The sequence below is a fragment of the Undibacterium sp. FW305-107 genome (assembly GCF_058788535.1).
In genome coordinates, this window is the sequence record NZ_JBYTAV010000009.1 from 175,837 (window position 1) to 194,407 (window position 18,571).

Below are 18,571 nucleotides of genomic sequence, written 5' to 3' on the forward strand. Positions count from 1 at the left end.
AATCCCAAGCTGATCAGGCAGTTCAAGATCAGCCTTCATCAGTGTCATGCTTTATCTGTTGCAAATTGAAATCGTTTAATTCTTGATTACAAAGGTGCAAATAATGAAAAGTACACGCCTGTTCCTCATAAAAATCGCTGGCTTCATGATCTTGATGTGTAGTGCACTGACAGCCAGCAGTGTGGAAACTTATAAGCTGGGCGTCAATGCCCCGCGCTCAACGCAAGAGACCCAAAATCAGTGGCAAGACCTGGGCAAGTATCTGAGCAAGACAACAGGTAAGCAAGTAGAAATTGTCCCCATGGAAGTGTCCAAGGTGTTTGGCGATGCCAGTGCCAAGAAAGTTGATTTCATCCTTGCCAATCCCAACCAGACCTTGATGCTGAAGGTGAAACTGGGGGCGTCGCTGCTGGCTTCCCTGAATGGCAAGCAGGGCTCAGTATTTGGCGGTGTTGTCGTGGTTAAAAAGGGTGGTACCATCAGCAAGATAGAAGACCTGAAAGGCAAACCTGTCAGTGCCTTGGGCATACAGTCTGCGGGCGGTTATTTATTCCAGGTTTATCATTTATCCCAAAAGGGTATGCAACCAAGGCGTGACTACGGCTTGTTCACGACCACCAGCCAGGACGATTCTGTGCTGGCTGTGCAGTCAGGCAAATCCAGCGCAGCTTTTGTCCGCACCGGCATACTGGAGAACATGGCCAAGGAAGGTAAAATCAAGCTGGAAGATTTCACTATCCTCGACGAGCGCAAAGATGCAAAATTCCCATTTCTGCTGACGACAGAACTGTATCCCGAATATTTCGTGGTTGCCTTGCCGCATGCGAATAAAGATGTGGCAGCTGAAATCAAGGCCGCATTACTCAAAATGCCGGCAACTGAGCCTGCAGCACAAACAGCAGGCATCAAAGGTTTTATTGAACCACTGAGCACCTCGATGCTGGAAAGCGCCATGCGTGCTGTCAAAGCACCGCCATTTGAATAATGCTGCTTGCCATAAAACCTGCCAGAGGCATCATCGCATCGCAGTGGTGATGTCTCTGGTTTTGATTAGTTCAGGTAATTTGATTGACGGTAAACCAGCCTTGTCACAACCAGCCGGACTTCTTGAAGCGGTAATATAAATAAGCACAGGCTGAGAACATGATGCCTACCGCCATTGGATAGCCATAATGCCATTCCAGTTCTGGCATGGCTTTGAAGTTCATACCCCAGATACCGGCAAATGCGGTGGGTACCGCAAAAATTGCCGCACCTGCAGCCAGCCGCTTGTTGACTTCACTCTCATCGATGGCGACCATGGACAAGTTCACCTGTATCGCCGTGCTGATGGTGTCACGTATGGTTTCGATCGAGGTGTTGACGCGGTAAAGATGATCATATACATCGCGGAAATATTCCTGGGTATTCACGCACAAGGCTGGTACACGCCCACCAAATAATTTGCCGCATGCTTCCATCAAAGGTGTGACCGCATGTTTGACTACCATGATCTTGCGCTTGAGCTGGTACAGGCGCTGGATATTTGCTCGTTCACTGCCCTTGGTAAAAATCTGTTCTTCGATAAGTTCCAGTTCTTCTTCCAATGCTTCTACGACAGGGAAGTAGCGGTCAACGACGGCATCAATCAGCGCATAGAAAACAAATGAAGAACCATGCTTGAGTAAATGTGGTTCGCGCTCACAACGCTGGCGTACACCCAGGAAGTTTTGCTGACAACGGTTGCGCACCGACAATACATAATTTTCACCTACGAAGAGATTGAGTTCACCTATGTTCAGTTCGCCATCCAGCATTTCCACTGTGTGGATGACGGCAAACAAAGAGTCACCATATTCCTCGATTTTTGGCCTTTGATAGCCATGGCGCGCATCTTCAACGGCCAGTTCATGCAATTCAAATTCGACCTGCATTTCCTGCAATTCTTCATCCGAGGCATCGCGCAAGGCTACCCAGACAAACTGGTCTTTTTGTTGCACATAGTCGCTGATTGCTGCTACCGATATGTCGGACAGTTTGCGGCCTTCCTGATACGTAACGCAATTGATTAACATGTTTCAGTTTTCCGTCTTTTGTTAGGAGAAAAATAGCCTTAGTCTGATCCAATATGAGCGCTATGTAAACTCAGGTCTGGCATGGTTCAGTTTGTGTTATAGGAGGTTGTATCGCTGGCGCGCCACCAGCGCTTGTCTACCCGAAAGTTGAAGCGGCGCCGGAATTGCAAAGGGCTCATCTGGGTTTCTCTTTTAAACAGCCGGCAAAATGAACTATTGTCGCGGTAACCACATTGCTCTACGATGGCGCTGATATCCAGCATGCTGATTTCCAGCAATTGCTTGGCTCTTTGTATACGCAGTTTTTGCAGATACGAGAGCGGCGACATACCCAGCACTTCATTGAAATAGCGATTGATCGTGCGCGGACTGACGGCAGCGGCATGTGCAACTTCCTGCAGATCATAGGTGCGGCTGAGATCTGCTTCCAGCCAGGCACGGGCTTTGAAGACGATGCCGTCACGCGCTTTTGCTGACAGCACGGGGTTCATGTCTGCACTGATCTTGTAGCGCTCTTCCTGGTAGTAGGTGGCATCGATCGCACTATTGGCCAGGGCATCTCCAGAATGCAGGCGCATGACTTCATAAATCAAACGGTAATTGCTGGCTGGCGCACCGGTAGTAAAAATGTTGCTATCAACTACGACCTCGTGACGCAGATTCAGCAAGACATTTGGGTAATTATCGGCCAGCCAGCCACTCATCATCCAGCTCATGGCAGCCTGCTTGTGCTCAAGCAGGCCTGCTTCTGCCAGAAATCCGGTAGCGTTATAGCTGGCTGCGATGATGCCACCAGATTGATGGCGTGCCTGCAGCAAGGCTTTTTCTGCACCACCGGTTTTAACGCGCCTGTCCAAATCATAGATAGTGTTTATTTGCAGACCAGGCATGACCAGCACGGTTTGCCTGGCGGGCAGATATTCATCCGTGCCATCGAAGCCTGGTGCCATGGAGTTTGTCAGCCATGGCAAATGCAGGGCCTTGCCATGCACATCAATAATGCGCCAGCGAAATGGCAGGGCACGCCTGCCTGCCTGGCTTAGTTTTTCAGGGTTTCTCAAACTCCACAAGGTATTCCCCGCGGTAATGGCGTCAATGCTGGTCAGCATGGCACCAGGCATGCAGCCGTCCAGAAATAAGAGATCAAAGCGTATCGGTAACATTTGATTACATAGATTTGCTTACAAGTCATGGCTGAATCAGCACATCGCTTGTCTATTTTAGCTTATTAATTTTCCCCAAGCATGAATATACTTACTGCACAGAAACGATATTTCTGTTTCCAAACGGTGGGTGCGCACTCCACAGGAAAGGTTTTGTAGTCCCTTAAACTGCTTATACTTTGGATAAGATCATGCACTCACTTGCTCAGACAAATACCATCATTGGTATGCCACTGGACGTCCCTCGTCATAATAAGGGAGATGCTTTCAAGCGGCAGACACCACAGACCCCAGTATATCCCTGGCCGGACAAGCAGATTCCGGGCTTCAAAGTCAAGCTGGTAAATACCAGGAATGATAGAGAAACCATCGACATGCTGGTCAATGAACGCTTTTCCTCGCGTGGATATGCCCATCCTGAGGCGAGCAAAGCCGGCAATATTCTTAGCCTGCAGGCGACCATAGAAAATCGCGTGGTTGGCACGCTCAGTGTGCAATTCGATGCCGGTGAAGGCCTGCCGCTTGACAAGCTGTACCAGTTTGAACTGGATAGCTTGCGCAGGAGAGGTGCAAAGCTATGTCAGTTCACCAAGCTGGCGATAGAAAAAGAAGTCAAGTCCCGCAGCGTACTCGCGTCCTTGTTCCACCTGGCCGAGATATGGGCATTGCGGGTGCGCCAATACAACTATATCTGCATAGAGGTCAATCCCAGGCATGTGGCGTTTTATCAGCGCATGTTGAAATTTACGGTCTTGAGCGATGTCAGGGATAACCAGCAGGTGCAGGCACCATCTGTTTTGCTAGGCATCGATTTGCATTATGTTGCCAGGATGATAGAGATTTTTGGTGGCAAACCTGAGTTGGCTGACACCGAGCGTTCTTTTTATCCCTACCTTTTTTCCCATGAAGAAGAAGCCCGTCTGGCTGCCCGCATGCAGGGTTTGAGTGAGCAATAAAAATGAAACCATTACCAGCACATCCTGCTCAGTCAGCTTCTTCTTTTGATTACGATCAGGCTTTTTCCCGTAATCTGGGTTGGTTCACCGAGGCAGAGCAGGCCCAACTGCGTGGCAAGAAGGCTGCCATAGCGGGGATGGGTGGCGTAGGCGGTGCGCATCTGCTGACCTTGGCCAGACTGGGTATCGGTGCTTTTCATATTGCAGACTTTGACCAGTTTGACCTGCCTAATATGAACCGCCAGGCCGGTGCCATGCAATCCACCCTCGGCAAGGACAAGGCGCAAGTCATGCAGGCCATGGCCAGGGATATCAATCCTGAGCTACAGATAGAAGTTTTTGCCCAGGGTATAGGGCCAGCCAATATGGATGCCTTTCTGGATGGTGTGGATATCTATATTGACAGCCTGGACTTTTTTGCCTTCGATACCCGCCGCGCGGTGTTTGCTGCCTGCTATCGCAAAGGCATACCGGCTGTGACTGCAGCACCACTGGGTATGGGCACCGCAGTACTGGCGTTCATGCCGGGCAAAATGAGTTTCGATGATTATTTCCAGATGCAGGGCCAGTCAGAGTTTGAGCAAGGCATACGTTTTTTAATCGGGTTGGCACCGGCACGTCTGCATGGTTCTTACCTGGTTGATCCTAGCCGTGTGCGGCTGGATTTGAAAAAAGGCCCGTCAACGGTAATGGCCTGTCAGCTGTGTGCAGGCGTAGCTGCAACGGAAGCTGCAAAAATCCTGCTCGGACGTGGCAAAGTGGTTGCTGCACCGCGCGGCATCCATTACGACGCTTACCGGCAAGAGTTGAAGAAAACCTGGCTGCCAGGTGGCAACCGCAATCCCTTGCAAAAAATTAAACTGGCGATTGCCAGACGCATGTTAGGCCAGAAACTGGCCGAAGCAGAAAGACAGCATGAGCCCGCTTGAATACATACTGGACAAGGCACGCTGGGCACCTAGTGGTGACAATGTACAGAACTGGCGCTTTGAAGTTGTCTCGGAAGACGCTTTCATCATTCGTGCCTTTGATACCCGTGACACGGTAGTCTATGATTTCGATGGCCGTCCCAGCCAGCTCGCCCTCGGTGCTCTGCTGGAAAACATCAGCCTGGCAGCCAGCCACCAGCACAGGCATGCAGAATTTTTGCGTATAGACAGTCAGGGAAATTTGGACAATAGTCAGGCGCTTGCTTACCAGGTCAGGCTCTTGCCCGTCGACATCTGCATTCCACACCCTTTGGTGGAGATGATAGAAAAAAGAAGCGTGCAAAGACGGGCACTATCTACGCTGGCTCTGCGTGCAGAACATCAATTGTTGCTGGAGCAGGCTGTAGGTGGTAACTTCAGCATATGCTGGTTTGGTGGCTGGCAGCAACGCTGGAAGATGGCGAAATTATTATGGCAGAATGCAAAAATACGCCTGACCATGCCAGAGGCTTTTCCCACTCATAAAAAAGTCATAGACTGGGGTAAGCAATTCAGTACAGATCGCATACCGGATCAAGCCATAGGCATGGATAAACTGGGTTTGCTATTGATGCGCTGGGCCATGCATAGCTGGCAGCGGGTCAACTGGATGAATCGCTTTATGGCAGGCACATGGCTGCCACGTTTGCAACTGGATCTGATTCCGGCATTATTTTGCGCCACACATTTTATGATCGTGGCAAGGAAAGAGCCGCAAACTGTAGAAGATTTTATTGCTGCTGGCCGTAGCCTGCAGCGCTTCTGGCTGACAGCTACACAGCTGGGCATACAATTGCAGCCAGAGATGACACCACTGATCTTTAGCTGGTATGTCAAAGCCGGACGCTCTTGCAGTGATACTGCGGGTATACAGGAGCAGATGCTGGAATTGCAGCAAAACCTGGCGGCGTTGTGCCATCCCGCTGTTTTGAAAAATACCAGTTTTATGGGTAGATTAGGTTATGGCAAGGCAGCACAGTCACGCTCTTTAAGATTGAAGTTGCAGGATTTATGTCTTCAGCCTGGTGGCGACCTGAAAGATAATTCTCGCGACTGTCTGACCGTGAGCAAGCTTCCTGCCAGGGAATATAGCTGATTCACACAAATTGTATAGCATGAACAATTATCACTGTCACGCCGCAGGATCAGCGTCAGGAACGGGTGGGAGAAGACGCAGGTATTCTTTGCGGACGACTTCATAGCATTCGCAGACGCGGGCTTCCATTGCAGGCCTGTCCACCACCGTGATATGACCACGTCTGCTGGTAATCAATCCATCTTTTTGTAATTGGCCTATGACTTGAGTGACGCTCTCGCGACGTACTCCCAATAAATTGGAAATCATTTCCTGGGTGATCACGATATCATTTGAATGCAATCTGTCCATACTCATCAAGAGCCAGCGGCACAATTGTTGATCCAGTAAATGGTGCTGGTTGCAAACGGCGGTTTGTGAAGTCTGGCAAATCAGTGCCTGGGTATACAGCAGAGCATATTGCTGCAACTTGCCACCCAGGGAAAATTCCCTTTTCATGACTTTTCTGCTGAGCTTATATGCCTTGCCGGTGCTTTGGACTTCTGTGCTGGACGGCATGCTATCACCACCCATGAAGATGGAAATGCCTACCATGCCCTCATTACCTACCAGTGCCACTTCACTCGATGAACCATCTTCCAAAGCGTAGATCAGCGAGACGATGCCAGAGATAGGGAAATACAGAAAACGTACATGGTCACCAGATTCCAGCATCGTCCATTTCAAAGGGAGAGGTACCAGTTCCAGGTCGGGCAAAATACGCTCGAAATCTGCCTTGGGTAGCGCAGCTAATATACTGTTCTGTTTTGGATTTTCAGACCATGCAGCTTTGCTTATTTTTTTCATATGCGCTTTAAGGTAGCTTGCTTGTTCTACCGCAGGCTTGGGCAGGCTGTAACGTCAAAGCAGTTTACATCTTTTCGGAAGCAGTCTATAGGTCAATTTGCTTGCGCAGGTGGAAACAACAACATTGCAGGTGCTCATCCTGATTTACCGTTAATAGTTTTCTCCAGGCTTAGCTGAACGTACATAGAAAAAGTGGCGCTCAGAATGAACTATCCCCTCATATCAAGCGATATCAGGGGATATTCATCATGCCTTGGCAACCTTGTTTTTCTCAGTTTTTCTCTGCAAGACAAAAATAGGTTGTGCCCATTCGGTGTCTTTTTTCTTCTTGCTGGTGATCAGTGTCAGTTCTGATGGGTCATACACATCAGTATTATGCGTCAGCGGCGTCGTCATCAGATACTGGGCATCCGTGTTCTTCAGGAACTCACCAACCAGCTGGATATTGCGTATATCCAGATGGGCGAAGGGTTCATCGATGAAGACAAAACCGCCTGAACCATCGTCAGATTTCAGCAAACCTATCAGCAGTATCAGTGACTTCATGACTTGCTGGCCGCCAGATGCTTCACCATCATTCATGCCTATCGGGCCTTTGCCGTCAAACTTGAAGCGTACATGCAAGCCAGCCTGGGCCAGTTGTATGTCGTCATTCTCCAGTTTGACCGGGTCGGTATGCACTTCTATGCCTGCCAGCTCACCGAGTTGCTTGATGTTTTTGCTGTATGACTTGATCGTGAAACGCAACCTGTCCATATAGGCGGCGCGGGCATTCACGGTGGCTTCTATCGCGCGGTTATTCTGGTAGCGGCGTTCATCAGTCTCAGCCTGGCGGCCTTGCAGCAGGGCGTTCAGGCGGGTGTACTGATCAACCACAGTAGAGTCGGTTTCCCAGTCATCACGCGCCAGGTTATTTGTCAGGCTGCGTATGCGCAATTCTATCTGGTGGACGTTTTCATGCTCGGCCACCAGTTCCTTGCGGTGCGAGGCGCGTTTCCAGTTATGTGGCAGGGTATGCCAGGTGTCGCGCATGGCACGCAGGGTTTCAAATTGTTCCTTGCGTTCATCGGCATGGCGCTTTTCTGATGTGCGCAATTGGGCTTCGGCATCGGCAATTGCAGCCTTGGCCTGCTCCCATTTCAAATGAGCTACCGAGCGTTGCTCGGTAGCTGCTTTCAGCAAAGGTGCGATTTCACCGAGGCGACCGCCGACTTCCATGCGCTGCTGTTTCAGCGGCTGGGTATTGCGGCTGGCTTCTTCAAATTCGGCATGGCGGGCACTCAGTTCTTTTGCGGCGTCAACACCAGCCAGGCGCGCTTTGAAAGAGCTGATTTCACCTGCCAGTTTGCTGATCTGCATGGTCAGCACATCTTCTTGCGATTGCAGGCGTGGCAAAGACTTCAGCAAGGCTTCCAGGCGCTGGGTGCGGCCTGCATTACCAAAGCGATAGCGTGATACTTCGACAAACAGCGAACGGCCACCACGGCGCTCGAAATGATAGGCGTCAGGCGTAATCCATTCCTGATTCTTAGGCAACTTCATGCCCAGCTCAATTGAGCCTACAGTATCGATGCGCTGCAACTGTTCTATCAGCCAGCCCGGTGCCTGGCCGGTGAAGTTGACGACAGACAGCAGGCTCTGGTCCTTGACCACCGGTGCACTGATACGGTCAGGCACAATGAAGTGGCTGTAGCGCTGCTTTTCACCAATGCGGTAAGCGGCAGAAGCATCGGTGGCTTTGTCCAGCAAGATGACAGAGGTATAGCCGCGCAATACACCTTCTACCGCCGCCTGCCATTTAGGGTCGGTTACTTCGACAATCTCTGGCAGCATGCAATGTGGAATATTCGCATCAGTGAGTGCACGGCGCATCTGGCGCACATTCTCAGGGTCAGGCAGGGCAGACTTGCCTTGCAGGGCGGCGATGGTTTCCATCTCGCCAGCAATACGCTGGGTCAGGGAATCGCGTTCCAGTTTCTGGCGTGACAGCTCGGCTTCTTTCTTCTCCAGATCGTCAGCGATATTGGCGACATCGGCATCAGCTTCAGCAGCCAGTTTTTGCAAACGGGCTTTTTGTTCCAGCAGGCTTTCTTGCGGTTTGAGTTTGCTGTTGATCTGCCCCAGCTTTTCTCGCAGTGATGATTCTTCAGCTTCCAGTGCAGCTTCTGCCTGCTTGGCATCTGTGACTTGCTGTGCTTGCTGTGCCAGGTGCTGGCGACGGTCAGACAGGGCCAGGTCTTGCGTCTTTAAAAAACGCTTGCTGGCACGCAGGGCCTGGCTGGTAGTGCCCGCTTTTTCCAATGCTTCATGGTATTGCAGGGTAGGCAGTATCTCTTCCTGCAGGTCGCGCTTTTCCTTGTTCAGGCTTTCATACTGGTGGTAATTGGCAACGCGCAGGCGCAAGCCTTCCAGATTGGTTTTTGCACCTTCCAACTCGGTTTCAAAACGCTGCAATTCAGTTTCAGTATCACGCTGGTGACGCTTGGCGTCATCATAGGCATCCAGCACTTCCTTGTCGCCAAAGACCTGGAACACCAGGTCCAGCAACTGGCGCGGCGCGTATTCACAGAGTTTGTCTGTCTCGCCCTGTTCCAGCGCCAGTACTTTACCCATGGCATTTGACAAGCCTGCATGTGACAGGCGTTTGCGATAACTTTCCACACCCAGCCAGTCATTGGCTTCCTGTATTTCTTCTATCTCGGTCTTGCCGCTGCGCATCAGGTATTGGCGCTTCCAGTCACCACCATTTTTTTCTATCTTGCAAAACAGCGTGACTTCATCTTCATACAAACCAGACATGCGGAAAGGGCGGTTGGAAATCTGCGGACCCACCGCGCTGTTATCAACGACTGCACGTATCCATGCCGTTTGCTGACCTGAGTGGCGGGCGTAATGTTTGTACGAACGCCCCATCGAACATTCCAGGCCAAACAGGGTGCGCAAGGCATCCAGCAGCGTGGTTTTACCCGAGCCATTTTGCCCGGCGATGGTAATGATCTTGGCATCCAGAGGGATGTTCTTGATGCGTTGCCAATAATCCCAATGGACAAGTTCCAGCGATTTGATATGAAACATGGTGCTTATTCTTTTTCGGTATTGGTGTCGGTATTTGCGCCAGGACCGGCGTCTGTGTCTGCGCTTGTATCGGTAGCAGCAACGGGCGTTTCCACGCTTGCTTCATTTGTTTCAGTAGTAGATTCAGATTCAACTTCAGGCGCAACAGCAGGGACGATGATGGCTGGTGTACGTGGTACCGGGATCTGGAAAATATCTGACAGCGCACCATTGATGATGCGGTCTTTCAGGGTATCGGTATCCATCAGCAAATCCAGCAGCGGGCCTTCCAAAATCAGGTCTGCCTTGCGCTCAATAAAACCTACGCGTGCCAACTGGCCCAGGTTCATATCCATGCGGGTTTTCTTGCCCAGCTTTTCACCAAAGTCTGCCAGCAGGGCGCGGTAAGAAATACCTATCGAGGTATCTTCCGCACGCGGCATGGGTTTGTCTTTGCCAAACATATCATTCTGGTCTTCTTCTGCCAGTTGATGGGCTTCCTGGCGTTCACGCTTTGGCAAAATAATCAAAGACCACAAGACTACCAGCAAGGCCACGCCATCGCGAGCCAAGCCAAAATTATTGTTTTGCCAGGTCTCTTTGGTACCAAATACCTTGGATTCACTATCGCGTGTCAGTGCCAGGGTCACATAGTCGGCATACACGTTATCGACAAACTTCATGCCGCAGGCTTTCAGGCGTGTATCGATCTCGGTGCGGAATAATTCATCTGACAAGGCGCGCTTGACCAGTTTGTCTTCACGGCGCAGGGTCTGGTGCGCCAGCAAGCGGGCGATCAGGATTTGTGCATCTTCGATCATGGTGTTTCTCTTGTCTGTACAGGTGGTGCAGATGGTTCAGCGGGTGCAGATGACTTCGCTTTGCGTGCTGGCTGGACTGCGTTGGCCGCATCGGGGGCGTTCAGGCTGGCAATGGACATTGCCGCGACATGTTCATCATGCACCTTGTGCATTTTGTCTTTGGAATTGAAGACCAGCGGCAGGCGTGCCAGTATCCCGGTTGCGCCCTGCAAGGCGGATTCATTGGGGTCACCCAGCAAAGGCAGCATGGAGGCCCGGTAAGAGGCAATCGAAAAATTCGACGGTAATAAAATATCTTGTAGCGAGATCGGTTTTTCTGAGGCATCGGCCTCAGTCAGCAAGGCCAGCCAGTGATCGAGCTCATGCAGGGCATCGCTATCATCGTTGGCAATCGACGGTGCATTTTCACCGGCAGGCAAGGCACCAGCGAGGGCAGAGACACGGTGGCTCAACAACTCACTCTCGGCCACGTCTATCATTTCTGAGGGCGTGATGAACATCGGCGTTACAGGTTTTGCCAATGCATCGTCAGCCAGAGCTGCCAGATCATCCTTTTGCAACAGCCAGGTCTTGATATCGGTGGTCGACAAGCCAGACTGACCCAGATGCACGCGCTGGCGCTCAATCTGGTTCAAAGCTCTTGAGAACATGCCCTGCATATTCAGCAAGGCACTCTGGGCGCGGCCTATGGCCTGCGCTGCCCTGTGTGTTGCTGCATCGGCACGGCTGTCATTGGTGATGGCATGGATGATCTCTGAACCTTTTTCTACCCAGTCACAGGCGGTATGCCATTTTTGCTGGGCAGTGCGCAACTGGAATTCTGAGCCTGAGGCTATCGCATCCGAGAATTCTTCCGTCAACTCTATCAGGCGGCCCAGCAAGTGATGCAACTGTTCCACCGAGACGCCGCCAACGGCCTGTGCACCGGCAACCTGGGTGAGCATATAACTCATCTCAGCCTGGTCATTGTTTTCTTCGACTTGCAGCAAGGACTCTATCGCTGCCAGCACATTACGTGCCGTCGGTGTAATCCGGTAGACAGACTGGCTGGCGTCCCAGATCAACAGGCCGGTAGAGCGCAGACGTGACAATACCGTCTCCAAAGCATCTGCTTCGAGATAACCGAGTTTGGCATTGATATCTGCCCGGCTTAGCGAAGGTGTTTCCACATCCGCTGTCAATTCCCGCAAAACCAGCAGGCGCAACAGCACCCCGTTGAAACCGCCATGAAACAAAGCCGTAAAAGCCTGTAAAACAGGCTGGCCACGCTTCAGGGGGAATACAGCGGAAACGTCTTCGGGAGTAATACCAGGCTTGAAATAGGTCTGCAGAGCGAGATCGTCTTCGTTCTGAACCTCAGCGTCGTTACTTATATTTTGCATGCGGGCATTTTAACCGCTTGCAGCCTGCTTGAGTATTGTCAGGATTTTAATTTTTGACAGTGCGCATCAAGAAAATGATGTTGAGCATATGACTAAAAATCCATTTTCTTAATGCTAATGCAAGTTTGTATCGCGAATTTATAAAATATGGATAATTTAAAAAATGTTGCTTTAAAATTAATCAGTGCAGGCGTGATCTGTCATAGCGATGTTCTATGATTTGCAGAAGCAGCACTTCACGCTCTGTTTCATTGGCATGTAACAGACGTGTCACCGCTTTGCGCGGTACCTTGAAGTAGCGACGGCGGTTTGAACGCATGTCCAGCGTGCGCCAGCCTTTTTCGGTCAGCCATTCCCATTGTTCATAGTCAATAGGCACGATCAATTGCATCTTCAGGCGTTTATAGACAACGGTGCTGCCAAATGCCGGTTTAGGGCCAGGTGGTGGCAGTTCGCGGTCATGGCGCACTCTGAAGATAGTCCTGAAACCGTTTTTGATAACGTCAATTAACATGGTGTACTTATTGAAATAGCAAAGAGAAAATATGCGCCAAATCTGGTCTGGCAATTAAATTCTGGTATCCGCCATCTCTACAGGATGTCTGTGGATATTTGAATGACTCACCACTGTGTCTGGCAGTGGGAGAAGACATCACCAAAATTGAGGAAATATTTTAGTCGTATACCAAGTATTTCCTTTCATATTCTCGTGTAAGTTTTTGTAATCTTTGGATTGCATGGTTACATTAATTCACATTTGGCCGGATTTTAAAAGTTGTTTTTTAATTACCATTGTAATGTGCTGCGCGTTGTGCACGTATTGTGTACATTGAACTAGAAAAGAATTCGGACAAATTGGGTGGATTCTGAAATTACCGCACTTGCATCTGAGCTTGCAGCTTGTGAGCAAAAAATTCATAAATGTAAGAAAATGACTTGTGAGCAGACTAAGTATATTCAACTGCCATATAAACTAGGAGAAAGCCATGACCACGACATCAACTCAATTTGCCACACTGGGAGGCGGTTGCTTTTGGTGTACCGAAGCGGTATTCCAGCAAATTCGCGGGGTATTGAAAGTGGAGTCCGGCTATTCTGGCGGGGCAGTGCATCAACCCACTTATGAACAAATCTGCACGGGCAAAACTGGCCATGCAGAAGTGGTGCGCCTGACGTTTGATCCGGCTGTCATCAGTTACAGGGAATTGTTGGAAATTTTCTTTACCATCCATGATCCAACCACGCTGAACCGTCAGGGTAATGATAGTGGCACTCAATACCGTTCCGTGATTTTTTTCCATGATACGCAACAGCAGGCAACTGCTGAGCAGGTCGTCAAGGAAATGGCGATGGTCTGGGATGATGCGATCGTCACGGAAGTCAGCCAGGCACCAATGTTTTATATTGCGGAAGACTATCACCAGAATTATTTCCGCCAGCATCCGCAGCAAGGCTATTGCTCATTCGTGGTAGCCCCAAAAGTCGCCAAGGCCAGGAAGATGTTTTCCAGCAAGCTGATCACTTAAGCATGATCAGAAGCTATGCCTACCATATTTGAAAGACTGATCTCTGGCGAGCTACCCTGTGCCAAAGTGTATGAAGACGCTTTGGTGTTTGCTTTCATGGATGCCGGGCAGATCAATCCTGGTCATGTGCTGGTCGCCAGCAAACAGCCTTACCTGACCTTGATGGATGCTGATGAAGCCACAGCCGTGGCGATGATGCGCGCTGCGCATGCGATAGCCAGGGCTGTGCAGCAAGAATTTCAACCTGAAGGCATGACTATCTTGCAGGCAAATCGTGAAGCTGGCTGGCAAACTGTGCCGCACCTGCATTTACATGTGCTGCCGCGCTTTGCCGGGGATGGGGTAGAGCTTATCTGGCCACGCAAGGAGCCAGGCCTGGATGTATTGCAGGCATATGCAGCGCGTTTGGCACTTAGTCAGGAAATTTGCTCGTTAACATGAACTTGAGCCAGAAGAACAGGAGAATTACAGCTTCTCCTGTTTTTCAAATCCATTTCACATCATTCAACGCAATTTATTCCTGAGCGCATCCATCATTTTCGGTATGCTGTCTTTGCTCATGCTATCAACTATCCAGCCCAGGCCCATGGGCACCGGGCCCGGATCGGTAAAGACATGGTATTTGACGACAGTTTTGGCGGGGTTGTCAGCCAGGGCTGTCAGTTCCCATTGACCTGAGGTATCGGCTATGGTTTCTTCCTGTTTCAAACCTTCCCATGGTTGCAATTTCCAGCTCAGGTTACATGCGGCAGAGCTGACTTTGGGTGTCATTTTCAAGCGGTATTTTTTTACTTTCCCCAGCGGCAGATTCAGTGTGAAATCGACCAGGGCAGATTCATCTGGCTGACGAGTGACCTTGGCCTTGGCCGTATTAGGCATGAAGCTGGGATAGTCTTCATAAGCCTGTATGGTTGCGCAGACTTTGGCGACAGGCGCATTCAGGATAGTGCCTGCAGCAAAAGTCTTGCCATTGCTGTCTGCCTTGCTTTGATCTATCAATTGCACTTGTGTTTCAGTGAATTTGCTGGCGTCGAGTTGTGCTGCCTGGGTAGTTGGCAGCAATAGCAAGCTGGACGTGATGCCAATTAAAACTGATACATGCTTCATGGTTTATTCACACCTTCGCGTATTTTTTCTATATTCACTTTTTTCAAGTACTCCGGGATATTTTTCCACATGCTGTGATAGCCATAGCCACCCTTCATCAATTCTTCCAGTGCCTTCTCTTTTGTCCAGGCTTGATACAGGATACGGTACATGGCAGTCACCAGACCAGTGCGGTCAGCGCCGTGCATGCAATGCAAAAGCACAGGGCCATCCTTTTCTGCCGCCTTGATGGCACGCAGGGCAGAGATGACATTGGTATCATTGATATTCCAGGTATTGATGCCTATGCGTTGCAGCTTGATACTGGAATCTTTGAAGATGCTGGCGTCAGAATGAAAGGAGCGTAAGCTGACCACCGTCTTGATGCCCAGGGATTGCAGTAAGGCGACATCCTTGCTGTCGAGTTGGGCGCTGCGGTAAAAGTCTTGATGTACGCGGAACAGGTTTTGCGTTTCTGCTACTGGAGTCGCCCAGTCCGGGGAACGAGTTTCCTGTGCGCTGACGGCACTTGTGACTAGCAAGACAGCACAGGACAGTGCAGCCAGATAGCTGTTGCCACGCTTATTTTGCATCTTGCTGATCTTCATGATCTTATTAAGCATGTTTTTTATACGAATAAATATAGAGAAAAATGGCACCGATTAATCCTACCCAATAATCGGTTGGTACACCCAGCAACCAGTGTATATGCCATGGCACATCACGCGGGCTGAAGCGTGAAATGCCATATGCCGGATTCATTACGAACCATAAAAAATCCTCGACTATCCAGAATGTCATGATATTGGCGATGGCACGACATTCCAGTTTGACCGTCCATTGCTGCAACATCGCAAAGGGAAAATGAAAAAACAAGGTGATGAAAGGAAAGACCCAGGCATGGTAACCCGTCATGGCCCTGCCACCCCAGAAAATGTCCAGCAGCCAGTGCTTTTCTATACGCCAGGTTGGCAGATTGGCTGCCCAGCCGCCACTGCCTTCGATCTGGATTTCTACCTGCGCAAAGAACAGCGCCAGTACACAGACAAAGATAAAGCAAAGCAAGAAGGCCTTGAATGCATTATTAGTTGAATTGTTAGCAGATTTCATCGTCAAACCAGGGCTCAAACCGGTGCATCCAGTATGGTTTGCAAGACCTGTATTGCTGCCTGTGGACGCCCCAGCGCTTGCGCCTTGAGATGCATGTCGTGCAATTTATCCGGATGCTGTAACAGATGATTCAGGCGATAGGCCAGGCTGACATCGTCATAGGCTTTCAGCGCAACACCTTGTTCCAGCAAAAAGTCGGCATTGCGTTCTTCCTGCCCTGGAATTGGTGAGTTGACGATCATGGGCAGTCCCATGGCCAGGCATTCAGATGTAGTCAGGCCACCGGGCTTGGTAATGACCAGATCAGCACAGGCCATGAGGCGTTCTACCTTGTCAGTGAAGCCTTGTGGAAGCAGGCGTCCGGGATAACGCAAGGCCAGTTTTTGCAAGGCTTGCAGGGCAGGGGCGTTTTTGCCAGCCAGTACGATAAGCTGAAAATTGCCAGGTAATGACAACAGGCGTTCAGCAACTTCGTCGAGGCCACCCAGGCCAGCACCACCGCCCATCAGCATGAATGTTTGCAGAGATGGATCGAGGCCGAATTCTGCTGCACAGGTTTTCCTGTCCAGTGCCTGGGTGAAAGCAGGCATGATGGGGATGCCAGTGACATGAATGCGCTCAGCCGGGATGCCAGACGTACGCATACGGTCGGCAACCTCTTCGCTGGCAGCGAAATAGCCTGCCATGTGTTCATGCACCCACATCCTGTGTAAATCAAAGTCGGTGACCTGTACCCAGACCGGGCAATGCAGCCTTTCCTTGCGCAGCAGACGTGACAACATTTCGGCAGGCAGGAAATGGGTGCAGACGATAACATCCGGTGCAAAATCGGCAATAGCTTGCAGTAGAGGACGGGCATTCAGGCGCTCTATGCCGCGCCTGAGTTTTTCCATGGTGCTGTCAGACTGCGCTTCATTACTGGCGTGGTAAAGATAACCCCACAAGGTCGGCGCCTTATTGACCAGCTTGATATAGAAGTCTGTATAGATTTTACGAAACCCGGCGGTGACAAAATCCATTACGTCCAGGTGCAAGACTTCAGTGTCGGCAGCGTGTTGCAGCGCAGTGGCCTGTATGGCCTGGGCAGCACGTTTATGGCCTGCACCAGCAGAAACGCTTAACAACAAGATCTTTTTCTTAGGCATGGACTTCGGTGTCGGTAAAAAAACACCGAGGATAACATGGTCTGTAAACCATCATGCCAAATTGACTTGCTGACTACCTCCTCACAGGAGGTAGTCCGGGGTGCGAAATAACTTCAAAGAAGTTCAAATAAGCTCAAGGTTGCAGGCGGGATATCTTCCAAGCGCCATTGTCATCGCGGGTATAGATGATACGGTCATGCAGGCGCGAGCTGCGGCCTTGCCAGAATTCTACGCGCTCTGGCACTAGCCGGTAGCCGCCCCAATGGGCTGGGCGTGGCGGGTGATCGCCAAATTCTGCCACTACGGCGGCCAATTTTTGCTCCAGTGCTTCACGGTCAGAGATAGGCTGGCTTTGCTGCGAGGCCAGTGCACTTTGGCGGCTGCCCAGCGGGCGGCTGTTGAAGTAGGCATCATTTTCTTTGTCACTGAGCTTTTCTATGCGGCCTTCTATACGTACCTGTCTCTCCAGTGCAATCCAGAAAAACAGCAGGGCAGCATGGGGATTATTTTCCAGATCCTGGCCTTTGGCGCTATCGTAATTGGTGAACCAGGAAAAACCTCTCTCGTCAAATTCCTTGATGAGTACGATGCGTGAACTGGGTTTGCCTTCCACATTTACTGTAGACAGTGTCATGGCATTCGGCTCTGCCACATCGGCTTTCAAAGCCTGATCAAACCAGTTGGCGAACTGGCTGTAAGGATCGCTGGTTACATCAGATTCAGCCAGGCTGGCTTTTTTGTAGTCGGTGCGGATATCAGCTACGGACATGGTTTTCCTTGATAAAGTATTCAGAAGATCGGTATGTTTTTTTATGCAGCAATACCACGCCTTGCCTGCATGGCCGCGCCCAGCGCTGCCATTTGCGCCTCAGAAAACAGTCGCTTGGCCATGGGGGCGATCTGTGTTTCCTCTATCTGCATGTGTTCGCTGTACAGTGCTTGAAAGTCTTGCACTTCGCTGGCAGATAAGGATGCCGCGCTTGCTGCTGCAATGGCACTTAATTGCTTTTCTAATTGTTGCCATTGCGCCGCCATGTCTTCATGCTGGCTAAGAATTTTTGGCAACAAACTGGCTAACAGGCTTGCATCTTCATTCTTGGCAGTGACTTGCAGTTCAGGCAATAGATTGATTTCTTCATCTTCGTGATGCAAGGGTGCTGCCTTAATGAAGTAATTCAAAACAGACTGCGCGGCCTGTTGGGCATCCTTGTCTGCTCCGTACGCAGGCAAGTGCTCCAGCAGTTTAGTCATGGTTGCCAGTTGTTTGCGTATGCGATCATGGCAATGCTTGAGTACTGCCAGGGGCTGATCAAAGCCTGGGGCACTGTCGAATAGAGTATTCATGTTCACCTTGCATGTGTTGATCTGCCTATTATGCAATAGACAGGCTAGCCATGCTTGCGTCATATCAAATTCAGACGTGC

Annotated in this window: 19 protein-coding genes; 6 read left to right on the forward strand and 13 right to left on the reverse strand. The window is 50.4% G+C overall.

The annotated features are described in order from the left end of the window. The first annotated feature begins 103 nt into the window (after positions 1 to 103). The gene (locus AC3WQT_RS20480; protein ID WP_492706552.1) at positions 104 to 985 is read left to right on the forward strand and encodes a phosphate/phosphite/phosphonate ABC transporter substrate-binding protein; all 882 of its coding nucleotides are present in this window, start codon (positions 104 to 106) and stop codon (positions 983 to 985) included. A 103-nt stretch (positions 986 to 1,088) separates the two neighbouring features. On the opposite strand, the gene corA is transcribed toward AC3WQT_RS20480, so the two are convergent. Beyond that, positions 1,089 to 2,054, reverse strand: coding sequence for a magnesium/cobalt transporter CorA (gene corA, locus AC3WQT_RS20485; RefSeq protein ID WP_492706554.1), 966 nt, complete (start codon positions 2,052 to 2,054; stop codon positions 1,089 to 1,091). Between the two features lie 86 nt (positions 2,055 to 2,140). Continuing rightward, positions 2,141 to 3,217, reverse strand: coding sequence for a GlxA family transcriptional regulator (locus tag AC3WQT_RS20490; protein ID WP_492706556.1), 1,077 nt, complete (start codon positions 3,215 to 3,217; stop codon positions 2,141 to 2,143). Positions 3,218 to 3,408: 191 nt separating this feature from the next. Between AC3WQT_RS20490 and AC3WQT_RS20495 the strand changes: the two genes are divergently transcribed. Genes AC3WQT_RS20495 through AC3WQT_RS20505 form a run of 3 tightly spaced genes read left to right on the forward strand, consistent with a single transcriptional unit; the run spans position 3,409 to position 6,237 of the window. After that, positions 3,409 to 4,173 carry an N-acyl amino acid synthase FeeM domain-containing protein gene (locus AC3WQT_RS20495; protein ID WP_492706558.1) on the forward strand — a complete coding sequence of 255 codons (765 nt, stop codon included), beginning with the start codon at positions 3,409 to 3,411 and terminating at the stop codon, positions 4,171 to 4,173. 2 nt (positions 4,174 to 4,175) lie between these two features. Further along, a complete protein-coding gene (locus AC3WQT_RS20500) occupies positions 4,176 to 5,102 on the forward strand; it encodes a ThiF family adenylyltransferase (RefSeq protein ID WP_492706560.1) in 927 nt (308 codons plus the stop codon). Then, positions 5,089 to 6,237, forward strand: coding sequence for a nitroreductase family protein (locus AC3WQT_RS20505; RefSeq protein ID WP_492706562.1), 1,149 nt, complete (start codon positions 5,089 to 5,091; stop codon positions 6,235 to 6,237). The genes AC3WQT_RS20500 and AC3WQT_RS20505 overlap by 14 nt, the downstream gene beginning before the upstream one ends. A gap of 36 nt (positions 6,238 to 6,273) precedes the next feature. On the opposite strand, the gene AC3WQT_RS20510 is transcribed toward AC3WQT_RS20505, so the two are convergent. The 5 genes from AC3WQT_RS20510 to AC3WQT_RS20530 form a co-directional block, all read right to left on the reverse strand. Further along, positions 6,274 to 7,023: a Crp/Fnr family transcriptional regulator gene (locus AC3WQT_RS20510; protein WP_492706564.1), complete on the reverse strand. Its 750-nt coding sequence runs from the start codon at positions 7,021 to 7,023 to the stop codon at positions 6,274 to 6,276. A gap of 246 nt (positions 7,024 to 7,269) precedes the next feature. Continuing rightward, positions 7,270 to 10,098: an ATP-binding protein gene (locus tag AC3WQT_RS20515; RefSeq protein WP_492706566.1), complete on the reverse strand. Its 2,829-nt coding sequence runs from the start codon at positions 10,096 to 10,098 to the stop codon at positions 7,270 to 7,272. Positions 10,099 to 10,103: 5 nt separating this feature from the next. Next, positions 10,104 to 10,898, reverse strand: coding sequence for a hypothetical protein (locus AC3WQT_RS20520; RefSeq protein ID WP_492706568.1), 795 nt, complete (start codon positions 10,896 to 10,898; stop codon positions 10,104 to 10,106). Further along, positions 10,895 to 12,280, reverse strand: coding sequence for a hypothetical protein (locus AC3WQT_RS20525; RefSeq protein ID WP_492706570.1), 1,386 nt, complete (start codon positions 12,278 to 12,280; stop codon positions 10,895 to 10,897). Before AC3WQT_RS20525 ends, AC3WQT_RS20520 begins: the two co-directional genes overlap by 4 nt. Positions 12,281 to 12,461: 181 nt before the next feature. Then, positions 12,462 to 12,794, reverse strand: a complete 333-nt coding sequence (locus tag AC3WQT_RS20530) for a hypothetical protein (protein ID WP_492706572.1) — start codon at positions 12,792 to 12,794, stop codon at positions 12,462 to 12,464. Positions 12,795 to 13,266: 472 nt separating this feature from the next. Here AC3WQT_RS20530 and msrA point away from each other — a divergent pair, with 472 nt between their 5' ends. Both msrA and AC3WQT_RS20540 read left to right on the forward strand, forming a co-directional pair. Next, a complete protein-coding gene (gene msrA, locus AC3WQT_RS20535) occupies positions 13,267 to 13,806 on the forward strand; it encodes a peptide-methionine (S)-S-oxide reductase MsrA (RefSeq protein WP_492706574.1) in 540 nt (179 codons plus the stop codon). A 15-nt stretch (positions 13,807 to 13,821) separates the two neighbouring features. Further along, positions 13,822 to 14,247: an HIT family protein gene (locus AC3WQT_RS20540; RefSeq protein WP_492706576.1), complete on the forward strand. Its 426-nt coding sequence runs from the start codon at positions 13,822 to 13,824 to the stop codon at positions 14,245 to 14,247. 63 nt (positions 14,248 to 14,310) lie between these two features. Here the strand turns inward: AC3WQT_RS20540 and AC3WQT_RS20545 are convergent, their stop codons facing one another. The 6 genes from AC3WQT_RS20545 to AC3WQT_RS20570 all read right to left on the reverse strand — a co-directional run bounded on the left by AC3WQT_RS20545 (position 14,311) and on the right by AC3WQT_RS20570 (position 18,491). After that, entirely contained in the window at positions 14,311 to 14,913 is a 603-nt protein-coding gene (locus tag AC3WQT_RS20545; RefSeq protein WP_492706578.1) for an SRPBCC family protein, read from the reverse strand. Next, entirely contained in the window at positions 14,910 to 15,515 is a 606-nt protein-coding gene (locus AC3WQT_RS20550; protein ID WP_492706580.1) for a dual specificity protein phosphatase family protein, read from the reverse strand. The genes AC3WQT_RS20545 and AC3WQT_RS20550 overlap by 4 nt, the downstream gene beginning before the upstream one ends. Then, positions 15,508 to 16,002 carry a hypothetical protein gene (locus AC3WQT_RS20555; protein WP_492706582.1) on the reverse strand — a complete coding sequence of 165 codons (495 nt, stop codon included), beginning with the start codon at positions 16,000 to 16,002 and terminating at the stop codon, positions 15,508 to 15,510. Before AC3WQT_RS20555 ends, AC3WQT_RS20550 begins: the two co-directional genes overlap by 8 nt. Positions 16,003 to 16,016: 14 nt before the next feature. After that, the gene (locus tag AC3WQT_RS20560; protein WP_492706584.1) at positions 16,017 to 17,147 is read right to left on the reverse strand and encodes an MGDG synthase family glycosyltransferase; all 1,131 of its coding nucleotides are present in this window, start codon (positions 17,145 to 17,147) and stop codon (positions 16,017 to 16,019) included. A 133-nt stretch (positions 17,148 to 17,280) separates the two neighbouring features. Then, positions 17,281 to 17,916, reverse strand: coding sequence for a pyridoxamine 5'-phosphate oxidase (gene pdxH, locus AC3WQT_RS20565; protein WP_492706586.1), 636 nt, complete (start codon positions 17,914 to 17,916; stop codon positions 17,281 to 17,283). A gap of 41 nt (positions 17,917 to 17,957) precedes the next feature. Next, entirely contained in the window at positions 17,958 to 18,491 is a 534-nt protein-coding gene (locus tag AC3WQT_RS20570; RefSeq protein ID WP_492706588.1) for a hemerythrin domain-containing protein, read from the reverse strand. Positions 18,492 to 18,571 lie beyond the last annotated feature (80 nt).